The sequence below is a fragment of the Gilliamella sp. X-23 genome (genome assembly GCF_057063545.1).
Map to the genome: position 1 here is coordinate 41,644 of NZ_JBXSQG010000016.1, position 13,940 is coordinate 55,583.

General features: G+C 34.0%; 13 protein-coding genes. 9 read left to right on the forward strand and 4 right to left on the reverse strand.

All coding sequences use genetic code 11. The features are described from left to right. Window positions 1–141: 141 nt before the first annotated feature. From gndA to nrdG, 3 genes are all read left to right on the forward strand, one after another. A complete protein-coding gene (gene gndA, locus ACYH9I_RS10020) occupies window positions 142–1,557 on the forward strand; it encodes an NADP-dependent phosphogluconate dehydrogenase (protein WP_483560589.1) in 1,416 nt (471 codons plus the stop codon). 350 nt (window positions 1,558–1,907) lie between these two features. After that, window positions 1,908–4,043: an anaerobic ribonucleoside-triphosphate reductase gene (nrdD, locus tag ACYH9I_RS10025; protein ID WP_483560590.1), complete on the forward strand. Its 2,136-nt coding sequence runs from the start codon at window positions 1,908–1,910 to the stop codon at window positions 4,041–4,043. A gap of 17 nt (window positions 4,044–4,060) precedes the next feature. After that, a complete protein-coding gene (gene nrdG / locus ACYH9I_RS10030) occupies window positions 4,061–4,525 on the forward strand; it encodes an anaerobic ribonucleoside-triphosphate reductase-activating protein (protein ID WP_483560591.1) in 465 nt (154 codons plus the stop codon). Window positions 4,526–4,534: 9 nt separating this feature from the next. On the opposite strand, the gene can is transcribed toward nrdG, so the two are convergent. From can to ACYH9I_RS10050, 4 genes are all read right to left on the reverse strand, one after another. Further along, window positions 4,535–5,197 carry a carbonate dehydratase gene (gene can, locus ACYH9I_RS10035; protein WP_483560592.1) on the reverse strand — a complete coding sequence of 221 codons (663 nt, stop codon included), beginning with the start codon at window positions 5,195–5,197 and terminating at the stop codon, window positions 4,535–4,537. Between the two features lie 58 nt (window positions 5,198–5,255). Next, window positions 5,256–6,314, reverse strand: coding sequence for an FAD-binding protein (locus ACYH9I_RS10040; protein ID WP_483560593.1), 1,059 nt, complete (start codon window positions 6,312–6,314; stop codon window positions 5,256–5,258). A 181-nt stretch (window positions 6,315–6,495) separates the two neighbouring features. Further along, on the reverse strand, window positions 6,496–7,539 hold the full coding sequence (locus ACYH9I_RS10045) for a CobW family GTP-binding protein (RefSeq protein ID WP_483560594.1): 1,044 nt from the start codon (window positions 7,537–7,539) through the stop codon (window positions 6,496–6,498). A gap of 17 nt (window positions 7,540–7,556) precedes the next feature. Then, complete coding sequence (locus ACYH9I_RS10050; protein ID WP_174797950.1) at window positions 7,557–7,754, reverse strand: YbdD/YjiX family protein; 198 nt, start codon at window positions 7,752–7,754, stop codon at window positions 7,557–7,559. Between the two features lie 313 nt (window positions 7,755–8,067). Between ACYH9I_RS10050 and murA the strand changes: the two genes are divergently transcribed. From murA to ACYH9I_RS10080, 6 genes are all read left to right on the forward strand, one after another. Continuing rightward, a complete protein-coding gene (murA, locus tag ACYH9I_RS10055) occupies window positions 8,068–9,321 on the forward strand; it encodes a UDP-N-acetylglucosamine 1-carboxyvinyltransferase (protein WP_483560595.1) in 1,254 nt (417 codons plus the stop codon). Window positions 9,322–9,375: 54 nt separating this feature from the next. Beyond that, window positions 9,376–9,951, forward strand: a complete 576-nt coding sequence (locus ACYH9I_RS10060; protein ID WP_483560596.1) for a DJ-1 family glyoxalase III — start codon at window positions 9,376–9,378, stop codon at window positions 9,949–9,951. 11 nt (window positions 9,952–9,962) lie between these two features. Continuing rightward, window positions 9,963–10,859, forward strand: coding sequence for a cation diffusion facilitator family transporter (locus ACYH9I_RS10065; RefSeq protein ID WP_483560597.1), 897 nt, complete (start codon window positions 9,963–9,965; stop codon window positions 10,857–10,859). A 93-nt stretch (window positions 10,860–10,952) separates the two neighbouring features. Then, a complete protein-coding gene (gene pfkA, locus ACYH9I_RS10070; protein WP_483560598.1) occupies window positions 10,953–11,915 on the forward strand; it encodes a 6-phosphofructokinase in 963 nt (320 codons plus the stop codon). 226 nt (window positions 11,916–12,141) lie between these two features. Continuing rightward, window positions 12,142–12,393, forward strand: a complete 252-nt coding sequence (locus ACYH9I_RS10075) for a GNAT family N-acetyltransferase (protein ID WP_483560599.1) — start codon at window positions 12,142–12,144, stop codon at window positions 12,391–12,393. A gap of 139 nt (window positions 12,394–12,532) precedes the next feature. Beyond that, entirely contained in the window at window positions 12,533–13,603 is a 1,071-nt protein-coding gene (locus ACYH9I_RS10080; RefSeq protein ID WP_483560600.1) for an acyltransferase family protein, read from the forward strand. Window positions 13,604–13,940 lie beyond the last annotated feature (337 nt).

The window sequence follows — 13,940 nt, forward strand, 5'->3', positions numbered from 1 at the left end:
ATGAAAAAGAGCTGTATTATATTCTGATACGGCTTTTTTTATGGCAAAATATAGCGTAATTTATAAAACTTAATTAAGTTTTAGTTGTTGTTAAAAAGCCTTATGGTTAAGGTTATAAAGGTTTAATAAAGGAGCCAACTCATGTCAAAGCAACAAATCGGTGTTATTGGAATGGCAGTTATGGGGCGAAATCTTGCGCTCAATATTGAAAGTCGTGGATTTTCTGTTGCTATTTATAATCGTTCTAAAGATAAAACAGAGCAAGTCATGGCTGAGCATTCTGATAAGCAATTGGTTCCTTATTTTACCATTGAAGATTTCGTCAATTCTTTAGAAAAGCCACGTCGCATCCTAATCATGGTTCAAGCAGGTAAAGGCACTGATGCTGTAATAGATGAATTACGCCCACTTTTAGATAAAGGCGATATTATTATTGATGGTGGTAATGCTTATTTTGAAGATACCATTCGCCGCAATAAAATGCTTTCAGATGAAGGCTTTAATTTTATTGGTACAGGTGTTTCTGGTGGTGAAGAAGGGGCGCTTAAAGGTCCTTCAATTATGCCAGGTGGTCAAAAAGAAGCTTATGAGTTAGTTGCACCTATATTAGAGAAAATAGCAGCTAAGGCTAATAACGAACCTTGTGTGACTTATATCGGTCCAAATGGTGCTGGCCATTATGTGAAAATGGCTCATAATGGTATTGAGTATGGCGATATGCAACTGATAGCGGAAAGCTATTCTGTGTTAAAACATGCCGTTGGTTTAACTAACGACGAACTTGCTGATGTTTTTACTGATTGGAATAAAGGTGAATTAGATAGTTATTTGATCGAAATCACAGCCGATATCTTCAAACATAAAGACGAAGAAGGTAATTATTTAGTTGATGTGATTTTAGATGCTGCAGGCAATAAAGGGACAGGTAAATGGACTAGCCAGAGCGCTTTAGATTTGGGTGAGCCTTTATCATTAATCACTGAGTCTGTATTTGCTCGTTATCTATCTGCAATTAAAGATCAGCGAGTTGCGGCATCAAAAGTATTAAAAGGTCCTGAAAAACAGTCTTATAGTGGCGATAAGAAAGAACTGATAGAGAAAGTTCGTAAAGCGCTATATATGGGGAAAATTATTTCTTATGCACAAGGTTTTGCTCAGTTGAAAGCCGCATCCCATAAATATCAATGGAATTTGAATTATGGTGAAATAGCTAAAATTTTTAGAGCAGGTTGTATTATTCGTGCGCAATTTTTACAAAAAATTACGGATGCTTATGCTGAAAATAACGAGATTGATAATTTGTTGCTAGCCCCTTATTTCAATAAAACGGCAGAAGCTTATCAACAGTCATTACGTGATGTGGTATCTCTAGCTGTACAGCAAGGTATTGCAGTTCCTACACTTTCGGCTGCTATTGCTTATTATGATAGCTATCGTTCGGCGGTATTACCCGCTAACTTGATTCAAGCACAACGAGATTATTTTGGTGCTCATACTTATCAACGTATTGATAAAGAAGGGATTTTTCATACAAATTGGCTAAATATTGAATCATAGTATTTTCAGTTAATAACCTTATTTTGGTAAACAAAAGTGCAAGTAAGTTTGCACTTTTGTTATTTTTTGTTAGTGAGTTTATTTTTCTTCTCTCTCTTCATTATTAAAACCCTTGTCATTATTGGCTTGAAACTTGTCAAGTAATTTTGTTTATTAAAAAATCTAGAAAAACACTATATATGGTGTATAATTATTTATTATTTACTATATATAGTGTTTGGCGATGTGGGGGTTGGGTTTATATCATAAAAACTAATGATTTAATAAGAAATGAATAATTACAACGAATATTGATGTTGATATAAAACCTACGATAAGCGCTAAGTGTTAATGAATATTGAGGAGTATATATGCCTGTAGTAATTAAACGAGATGGTTGTCAAACTGCATTTAATGAAACTCGAATCAAAGATGCCATCATCAAAGCTGCAGTTGCGGCCAATGTACATGATCCAGATTATTGCGTAGCTGTTGCTCGTGTTGTTACTAATCAAATGAGCGAACGTGAAAGTGTTGATATCAATGAAATTCAAAATGCTGTTGAAAATCAGTTGATGTCAGGTCCTTATAAAAAATTGGCAAGAACTTATATTGAGTATCGCCATGACCGTGATCGCGCTCGTGAAGAACGTAGTCGGCTAAATCAAGATATTCGCGGGCTAATTGAGCAAAGTAATGTTGCTATTTTAAATGAAAATGCTAACAAAGATAGCAAGGTGATCCCAACTCAACGTGATTTGCTCGCAGGTATTGTGGCAAGGCATTATGCTAAACAATATTTGTTACCAAAAGATATTTCACGTGCTCATGATTGCGGTGAAATTCATTATCATGATTTAGATTATGCACCATTTTTTCCGATGTTTAACTGTATGTTAATTGATTTAGATGGCATGCTAACTAACGGATTTAAAATGGGTAATGCTGAAATTGAACCACCAAAATCAATTGCGACAGCGACAGCAGTAACTGCGCAAATTATTGCACAAGTCGCTAGCCATATTTATGGTGGGACGACTATTAATCGGATCGATGAAGTTTTAGCGAAATTTGTTACCATCAGTTATAACAAACACAAACAAGTGGCAGAAGAGTGGAATATCCCAAACCCAGAGGATTATGCAAAAAGCCGAACTCAAAAAGAGTGTTATGATGCGTTTCAATCTCTTGAATATGAAGTGAACACTTTGCATACTGCTAATGGTCAAACGCCGTTTGTTACTTTTGGTTTTGGTTTAGGAACAAGTTGGGAATCACGCCTAATTCAAGAATCTATTTTAAACGTTCGTATCAAAGGACTTGGTAAAAATCATAAAACAGCTGTTTTCCCGAAATTGGTTTTTGCAATTAAAGATGGGATTAATTATAAGCAAGGCGATGCAAATTATGATATTAAACAACTTGCGTTGGAATGCGCAAGTAAGCGTATGTATCCAGATATTCTAAACTACGATAAAGTTGTCGAAGTTACTGGATCATTTAAAACGCCAATGGGCTGTAGAAGCTTTTTAGGTGTTTATGAAGAAGATGGTCAATTAATTCATGATGGGCGTAATAATTTAGGAGTTATTAGTTTAAACTTGCCTCGTATCGGTATTGAGGCTAAAGGCGATGAAGCTCGTTTTTGGGATATTTTAGATAAACGTTTAGCGCTATGTAAAAAGGCTTTAATGACACGTATTGCTCGACTGGATGGTGTAAAAGCGCGTGTTGCACCTATTTTATATATGGAAGGTGCTTGTGGTGTTAGACTTAATGAAGATGATAGTGTTTCTGAAATTTTTAAAAATGGTCGGGCTTCGATCTCTTTAGGTTATATTGGTCTTCATGAAACATTAAATGCACTTTACGGAAATCAAACACATCCATTTGACAGCGATAAATTACGTGAAAAAGGGGTAGAAATTGTTGAGCGTTTACGTAAAGCGGTAGATCAATGGAAGGATGAAACTGGTTATGGTTTTAGTTTATATAGTACGCCAAGTGAGAACTTATGTGATCGATTCTGCCGACTTGATACAGCTGAATTTGGTGTGATTTCTGGTGTCACAGATAAAGGCTATTATACGAACAGTTTTCATCTTGATGTTGAGAAAAAGGTTAACCCATATGAAAAAATTGAATTTGAAAAAGCTTATCCTTCTATCGCAAATGGTGGATTCATCTGCTATGGTGAATACCCTAATATGATTAACAACATCAAAGCATTAGAGGATGTTTGGGATTACAGTTATACTCGAGTGCCTTATTATGGAACTAATACGCCAATTGATGAGTGTTATGAGTGTGGTTATACTGGTGAATTTTCTTGTACGAGTAAAGGCTTTGTTTGCCCAAGTTGTGGTAATCATGATTCTTCAAAAGTTTCTGTTACTCGCCGTGTTTGTGGATATCTGGGTAGCCCTGATGCTCGCCCATTCAATGCCGGTAAACAAGAAGAAGTAAAACGCCGAGTCAAACATTTGAATAATGGTCAAATTGGTTAATAATAAATGTAATACTTATGAATTATCATCGCTATTATCCCGTAGATGTTGTGAATGGCGAGGGTACTCGTTGTGTACTTTTTGTTGCAGGCTGCGAACACCAATGTCCAGGTTGTTATAACAAAAGTACATGGGGAGTAAATTCAGGTTCGCCATTTACACATTCACTTGAAGATCAAATCATTAAAGATTTGCAAGATACAGAAATAAAACGTCAAGGATTATCTCTTTCTGGTGGTGATCCTTTGCATCCTCAAAATATTCAAGCTATATTAAAATTGGTTCAACGCGTTAAATCTGAGTGCGATAACAAAGATATCTGGCTTTGGACAGGGTATAAATTTGATGAGTTAACTGCTGAACAACAAGCCGTTATTCCTTATATTGATGTGTTAATTGATGGAAAATTTGTACAAGAACTTGCTGATCCTCGCTTATTGTGGCGAGGAAGTAGCAATCAAGTTATTTATCGTTTTAAATAAAAAATTGGGTTATTTTTGTGATTTATGTAAATTTAAAAGATAAGAAATTGCCTCACGATAATTAATTTCAAGATTTTCACTGCTGGATGATGTGATATGTAAATCGGTTATTTTACCGTTATCAATACCGTAAACCCAACCATGTAAATTCACTTTTTGACCTCGTTGCCATGCTGATTGGATTATTGTGGAGTGACCAAGATTGTAAACTTGTTCAATTACATTGAGTTCACATAACACATCTAAGCGGATATCGGGTGGAAATTGGCCCAGTAGTGAACTGTTTCGAAACCACAGATCACGAATATGCAGTAGCCAGTTATTAATTAACCCTAAATCAGGATTTTCAACCGCATCACGAATTCCACCACAACCTAAATGACCACAAACAATGATGTCTTCAATTTTGAGTACATCTACAGCATATTGAACGACAGATAAACAGTTTAAATCTGTATGGATTACAAGATTACCGACATTTCGATGTACAAATAATTCGCCGGGTTTTAACTTAATGAGTTTTTCTGCTGAAACACGACTATCCGAGCAGCCGATCCACAAAAATTTAGGGTTTTGTTCAATGGCAAGTTGTTTAAAAAAATCTGGATCTTCTTGCTCTATTTTTTCTGACCATTCATGGTTGAAACGAATTAAATCCTTGACATCAAACATAATTAATATTTTCCTATATATTTCATTATTATTTTTACTATTTTTTATTTTATGTTGATCAATATTGTTCAGTATGCTGAATCTTGCTTTTCATTATTAATTTACGCCATATAGGGGTTGTTAATAATTTAGCCTTAACAATTTTGCCATAAAGTTTGAAGCGTAGTGGAATTGTTCGTTGGTAATAGCATTTATTGGGCTTTGGATGGCCACTGTTTAAAATTTTACTTAAAATTTCAGCACTATCCAAAGCATAGCTAATACCTTCCAAAGAACTTGCACTAATAAAACCTGCTGCTTCCCCTATCAAAAATATATTTTCATTACCGGTGTAAAAATCACGTAATCGATTTGGATAAACCACTAAGCATTTTTCTGTTTTTAGGGGTTCTCCAAAAATAAATCCTTGCTTTGATAGTTTTTCTTTTAATTTTTCAAAATGTTGATTTGCTACTTTTTTGGGGAAAGCACCACCAAAGATAAAATAACCATCTTTCGAAATGCTCCAAGCGTAGCAATTTGTCGATTCATTATCAAAGACGCACGAATTAAAAGGATTTGGGTGCATTTCTGGAAACCATTGCTGTATCGCTACATACTGTCTTATTGTATGTTGAGGATATCGCATCCGCCTAACAAGGGAGTTTGCACCGTCAGCGCCGACTACATATTGTGCTGTGACATTGTGTTCTGTTTTATCTTGAGCAATATAAGTGATTTGATAACCATCAATGATACGTCTAACTTCTTTACAAAGTGTATTATGGAGTACTGTAACTTTTGATGGTATCAGTGATTTTAGCCATAGATCAAATTTGTGTCGATCAAAGCTTACGTAACTTCGTTGGTAATTACGAATAAGTTTGGTTTGTAAGTCTATAGTTTTGACACTAAAAATTTGCGGATCAGTTAAGATATCTTTGGGTAAATTTAACTTTTGTCTAATAAAAGCTTTTTGTGCATCATTGGCTAATAATCCTCCACAAGGTTTATGGAAACCTTCATTTCCGGCTTGATGTTTTGTATCTAATGCAATGACTTTAAAAGAAGGGCTGAGTAAGCGAGCTAGCGTACTGCCAGCAGGTCCAAGACCTATGATTGCGATATCGTAATCCATGTTAATTTTGTTGTTTGCTTTATCACTTTTAAAAGGTGTTTATGTTAGCAAATTATATTAAATGTGGCTATTAGATATGTAAGTTTATCTATACCAGTTAACTTTTAAAAAAAATCAATAAATTATATGTTTTAGGATAAAAACAGGATTTGGACTCACTATCTCGATCTGCTTACTTTTGTTATTGGTCTGATATTGTTTTTAAAAATGCTTGATTTAATTCATTAAATGGTAGTTTACGACTGATTATTACTAATCGTGATATTCTTTCTGATAAATTTTGCCAGGGAGAACCATAGTCAAATCCTACGACCTTATGCACACCTTGAACAATTAATCGTTGATCGTTCCCTTTTATTGCTAAAACACCTTTGTAGCGCAACATATCGTTGCCATATTGTTCGACTAAGCGTTCCATAAAAGATCCAATTTTTTTTAGATCGAGTTCGCCAGCTTCAAAGAGATAAGAACAAATATTATCATCCCACGATGTGTTTTGTTTTTGTCGTGGTAGTGGTTTAAATCCAGCTTCGAAAATTTGCGTTGGATTAATAACAAAAAAACCTTTATTTATTGTTAGCTCATCACTTAATTCAAAGGCATGTATATCAAGCCATTGCGATTTTGGTATTTGACCTTTTTCTGTTTCAAAGATAGCCGCTTTATGGTTGATTTTATGAATTCGGTTAATGACTTCTGCCTTTTGTTCATCATTAATACAATCAGTTTTGGTTAAAATAATTCGATCAGCAAAACCAATTTGTGAAAAGGCTACACGATGTTCATTAAGGTGTTTTAAAATATGTTGAGCGTCAACAAGAGTAATAACAGCATCAAGTTGAATTGTTTCACGAATTAAATCATCAATAAAAAAGGTTTGAATAATCGGTGCCGGATCAGCAAGCCCAGTTGTTTCGATAATCAATCGCTCAAATTGTAATTCACCAACTGAACGTTTTGCGTGTAATTTATGTAATGCTTCAGTGAGTTCACCTTGCACTGTACAACAAATACAGCCATTAGTCATTTCAACAAGTTGAATTTCGGCACTAACATTTAATAAATTACTATCGATGTTTACTGGACCAAATTCATTTTCGATAATAATCACTTTCTCATCATGGTTATGCTTTAACAGATAATTAATAAGTGTTGTTTTACCGGAGCCCAAAAAACCAGTTAATAAGGTAACAGGTAATAATGAAGATGAAATAGGGTCTGTCATTTATTGTCCCTTAACCGTTAGCAACATTTAAATCCACCTTTGCCACTATATTTTGCATCTTGACGCTCTTTGAAAAACTCTTCATAAGTCATGGGTGTTTGTTCTGGATGAGTGAGCTTCATGTGCTGAACATAATTATCATAATCAGGAATGCCAATCATTAATTTAGCAGCTTGGCCCAGATATTTTCCTGCTTTAGCGAGTGAATCAAACATACCTTTTCTCTTAATTGAACATTATTGTCTTATACTGAGATATTAAATCCTTGTCAATCATATCTCATAACTTAAATTACATTTAAAAATTAATATATTCCAATATAAGATGCTAATTAGCCTGAGTCAATCATTGATTAATCGTAATTGTTATTAAAGTAAGAAATATGATGAAATTTCGATAGCTATTGATTTTATTTATTTTTCGTTGATTTAGAAGAAGGCCGTATTTTAAATTTTTCATGAAATTCATTTATCTATCAGTAAATAAATTCTATAATATTTGCTAATTTATCAAGCATAAGAGTTAATAATGGAAAAATTTCACGTAACAGGCCCAACCATGTTAAATGGTGAAGTGGTTATTTCTGGGGCAAAAAATGCTGCACTACCCATTTTATTTGCTGCGATTTTGGCAGAAAAACCAGTAGAACTTCGCAATGTTCCCAAACTGAAGGATATTGACACAACGTTGGAATTGTTAAGCCAGCTAGGTGTAAAATGTGAACGAAATGATTTTATTCATCTTGATGCAAGTCATCTTAATAACTATTGTGCGCCTTATGATTTAGTTAAAACTATGCGTGCCTCAATTTGGGCTTTAGGTCCATTGGTTGCTCGTTTTGGACAAGGACAAGTTTCATTACCTGGTGGCTGTGCTATCGGCGCAAGACCTGTTGATCTTCATATTACGGGTCTTGAACAATTAGGGGCGACAATTACACTTGATGAAGGTTATGTTAAAGCATCGGTAAATGGACGGCTGAAAGGTGCTCATATTGTTATGGATAAAGTCAGTGTTGGCGCGACTGTGACTATTATGTCATCTGCTACTTTAGCTGAAGGTAAAACTGTAATCGAAAATGCAGCTTGTGAACCTGAAATTGTTGATACAGCTAAATTCCTGAATATGCTAGGCGCTAAAATTACCGGTGCTGGTACTATGCGTATTGAAATTGAAGGGGTCGAATGTTTAGGTGGTGGTGTGCATGAGATCGTTTCGGATCGCATTGAAACCGGGACTTTTTTAGTTGCGGCTGCTATATCTCAAGGTAAAATTACGTGTCGTAAAACTGATCCTACCTTACTTGATTCCGTGCTTTCTAAATTGAAGGAGGCTGGTGCTAAAATTGAAATTGGTGAAGATTGGATTTGTTTAGATATGCAGGGAAAAAGAGCGAAAGCGGTCAATATTCACACCGCTCCGCATCCAGGGTTTCCTACTGATATGCAGGCACAATTTTCATTATTGAATATGGTTGCTGAGGGTACAGGAATCATTAAAGAAACGATTTTTGAAAATCGATTTATGCATGTGCCTGAGTTAATTCGTATGGGTGCTAGAGCTGAAATTGAAGGCAATACATTAATTACGCATGGCGTTGAAAAATTAAGTGGAACACAAGTTATGGCAACGGATTTACGAGCATCTGCAAGTTTAGTTTTAGCTGGTTGCATAGCAGAAGGTTTAACGACGGTTGATCGAATTTATCATATTGATCGTGGTTATGATAATATTGAAGAAAAACTAAGAAAATTAGGTGCGAATATTGAAAGGGTAAAATAAATCTCATTTTATTAAATATGATGAGTCAGTTACTTATTCAAAAGAGGGGCAACAATGACAAAACAAGCGTTGGTATTTTTATCAAATGGTTGTGAAGAAACAGAAGCAGTCACGACAATTGATTTATTAACCAGAGCCGATATTAAAGTGACTACCGCGAGCATCTCGAATATTCGTGAAATTGAATGTTCCCGAGGAGTAACAATTTTAGCTAAAAAAACGATTTTAGATATTCAATACATTGATTTTGACGTTGTTATTTTACCCGGTGGTGTAAAAGGTGCAGAAAATTTTCGAGACTGTCCATTATTGATCGAGAAATTAAAACAAACACACCAGAGTGGTGGTATTGTTGCTGCAATCTGTGCTTCGCCAGCCATGGTTTTGCTGCATCATAATTTATTCCCACATGCTGATATGACCGGTTATCCAACCACTAAAGAGGCATTCAAAAACTGGAAAGCTGATAGAGTTTATTATGATGAGCAAAATAAAGTCATTACCAGCCAAGGTCCTGCGACATCCATTGATTTTGCCTTAAAAATTATCGAGGTATTGTTAGGACAAACAAAAGCTGCCGAGGTTGCTCAACAGTTAGTTCTTCCATCAGGGATTGAATCCTATCAATAAATAGGTATCAAATGTCAAATTCACATTTGTATGAAAGATTAGTTAAAAGAGCGACATTGAGCGCTGTTCTAATCTCTATTTTTCTAATTTTAATTAAATTGATTACTTGCTGGTTAACGGGATCAATAAGCTTATTTGCGTCATTATTGGATTCAAGTATCGATTTACTTGCTTCTGGATTCAATTTCTTTTTAGTCCGTTATGCGCTAAAACCTGCAGATGATGAACATACTTTTGGTCATGGTAAGGCAGAATCGTTGGCTGCATTATCGCAGAGCGCATTTATTATTGGTTCTGCGATAATTTTATTACTTTCTAGTATTCGCTCTTTTATTCACCCAAGCGAGTTGCAGCTTCCTTTATTAGGAATTGCTGTTTCGATAGTTTCTGCTGTAATTACAGCTGTTCTTGTCTTATACCAAAGACACGTTGTAAAAATGACCAGCAGTAATGCTATTCAGGCTGATATGCTACATTATTCTTCCGACATGCTGATGAATATTGCTGTTATTATTGCACTTTGTTTAAGTTGGTACGGCATTACTTATGCTGATGCTGCCTTTGCATCGTTTATTGCTTTATACATTTGTTATAACGCTTATCATATTGCTTATCGTGCTATTCAAGATCTACTTGATCGTGCTTTGCCTGATAGCGACAAGGTAAGAATTGCTGAAATTGTTACTTCATATCCTGAGGTACAAGGTTTTCATGAGCTAAAAACACGGCAAGCAGGTCCTTTGAAATTTATTCAATTGCACCTTGAGCTAGATGATGATATGCCTTTAATTAGAGCACATGCTATTGCCGATGCTATTGAAGAACATATTTCTAAAGAGTTCTCTCCAGCAACAGTGATTATTCACCAAGATCCAATTTCCGTTGTGCCAACCGAAATAAAGAAGTAGAAAAATTAATCAAAAATAGCTTTTATTGTCTATTGTTAGATATCAGTTAAGACTCTATAATAACGAAAAGTTAATAATTTGGAGTTGTTTCATATGATAAAAAAAATAGGTATTTTAACCAGTGGTGGCGATGCTCCGGGAATGAATGCTGCTATTCGTGGTGTTGTAAGAACTGCATTAGCAGAAGGATTGGATGTCTTTGGTATTTATGATGGTTATATGGGGCTTTGTGAAGATCGTATTGTTCAATTAGAGCGTTCAAGTGTATCAGATATTATTACTCGTGGTGGTACATTTCTTGGTTCGGCTAGATTCCCAGAGTTTAAAGATAAAAACGTAAGACAAAAAGCCATTGCTAATTTAAAAAAACATCAAATTGATGCTTTAGTGGTTATTGGTGGTGATGGTTCATATATGGGGGCAATGCGATTAACTGAAGAAGGTTTTCCATGTATCGGCTTACCAGGTACTATCGATAATGATATTCGTGGAACTGATTATACTATTGGCTATTTTACTGCCCTTAGTACTGCAGTTGAAGCCATTGATAGATTACGTGATACTTGTTCTTCGCATAACCGAATTTCAGTTATTGAAATTATGGGGCGGGACTGTGGTGATTTAACTTTAAATGCTTCTGTTGCTGGTGGCTGTGAGTTTATGATTATTCCTGAGGTTTCTTATACTAAAGAAGATCTAATCGAAGAAATTAAACTGGGCTTTGCAAAAGGTAAAAAACATGCAATTGTAACTGTTACAGAGCATATGTGTGATGTAAACCAACTTGCAGCAGATATTGAAGCGGCGGTTCATCACGAAACTCGTGCAACGGTATTAGGTCATGTTCAACGTGGCGGCTCTCCTGTTCCTTATGATCGTATTTTAGGTTCTCGTATGGGCGCTTATGCTGTTGAATTGCTGCTACAAGGTCATGCTGGTAGAAGCGTTGGTGTACAAAATGGTAAATTAGTACATCATAATATTATTGAAGCTATTAATAATATGAAGCGCCCATTTGATATGGATCTATACAATACCGCTAAGCGATTATTCTAAAAGTTAATTGTTTGGTAAAACATAATCTGTATTGATAAAGATCTAACTTTTTATTATAGGTGAACTATTGAACATAGAATCTTACAATAGTCACCTAGTTTGTTTATTTGTAAACCTTCCTAAAATTAGTTTATATTGGATTCAACTTACTATAAAAGTTTTTGGCATTAATGAAGTATAAATGTGTTTCACAATAATTTAATTACAATTGTATATAGGTAATTTTATGTCATTACATTTTTTAGAAGATGATGATTGTTTTTACGTCTGTGATGTCAATAATAGAAAAATAGCTGAAATGACTTTTACAAGAGTTGGAAATGATAAAGCTACCATTGATCATACTTACATTGATCCAGCATATCGAGGCCAAGGTATTGCTAATCATTTATTAGATCTTGTGGTTGAACGATTACAGCAAGAAAAGCGTGAAATTATTCCTATTTGTTCATTTGCTGTTAAAAAGTTATCAATATAACTATTCTTTTAATTAACTGATTTTTATATATATAATTATAATTATTTGTCCAAATTTTATTTTCATAAATAGTAGTTCTAATTATGCGAATATGCGATAATGTATGCTAATGTGTTTTCATTAACTTACAATACCCAAAATGGTAACAGAAAAACCGCAAAAAATTCATTCAATACATGTATTACGTGGTGTTGCAATTATTATGATTGTTTTTAGTCACTGTTTAGGTGTGTTTAAAAACACTCACTTAATTGCTGATAGTTATCTATTTTCTTTTTTGAATTTATTTGCATTTAATTTCACAACATTTTTTGTATTAATTGCAGGTTTTTTATTTCAACATCTAACATACAAATTTGACACTAGAACATATTACTTATCAAAGTTTAAGACTGTGGTATGTCCTTACATTTCGGTATCTATTTTCTGCTTTATATTTTTTCATTATCAATATTTATCAGATTTACCTTGGTATTCCTCGACCGAATCTAGCATAATTAGTACAATAACAAAAATGATGTTAACTGGAACACAGTTGTTGCCATTATGGTTTATGCCTATGATTATTATCATTTATTTAATGGCCCCTTTATTATACTTTTGGTCGAAGAAGAGTTTAATTGTGGCTGGTTTGATTTCTATGTTTTGGGTTGTGATGTTTACTAAACCTGATTTTACTCAACCTTTTTTAAATTTATTACATTATGGTCCAGTTTATTTAACTGGTATGATGATAAAACAAAATTATCAAACCATTATGAAATTAGTAAAAAGTAATTTATTTTTAGTCATATTCTTTTTTGGTTTATGCTTTTGTGTTCCTTTCGCTTATCGCTATACAAGCCATTTAAGTGTTGAAAAGCTTTATTATGATACATTACAAAAAATTATTCTGTTTATATTAGCGCTTTATTTTTTAGATAAATTAAATCACAAAAGCAATGAAGGAAAATGTTATAAATTCTTTTCTTATATGGCAAATATCAGCTTTCCAATCTATTTTATTCATGAAATTATTGTGTTAGAACTTGAACAAATATTGTATCAGTCTCCACTCAAAAGCATAATTAAAACAAATAATGGCTGGCTAGCATCATTGGGCGCTATAATTTTTTTAGTACTCAGTTTAGTTTTAAGTGTTATCATTGCTAACATTATAAAATTGATTTTCAAAAATAAAGCGCAATATCTTATTGGTGGTATGCGTTAAGTAATGCTATTCATATTTTAATTTATTATTTTTTATTAAAAAACTAGATTGTCTTTTATATAGCTAATGAAATTTATTTTGTTTGTATCAAATGTATTAAGTAAAACAATTTGAGCAAATAAAGAACAAACGGAAAAAAAATTAAAATTAATACTTGCGCGAATTTTTTAAGTCCCTATAATGCGCATCCACTGACACGCAGTCAGCGAAAAGCAGACGGTGAGTGAGTTAAAAATAAGATCGAAAAATTGAAAAAAGATCTTGACGAATAAAAAAGTGTAGCGTAGTATACGCAGCCCTTGAGACAGCAAACTAAAGCGGTAAAATGTTTGGTTAA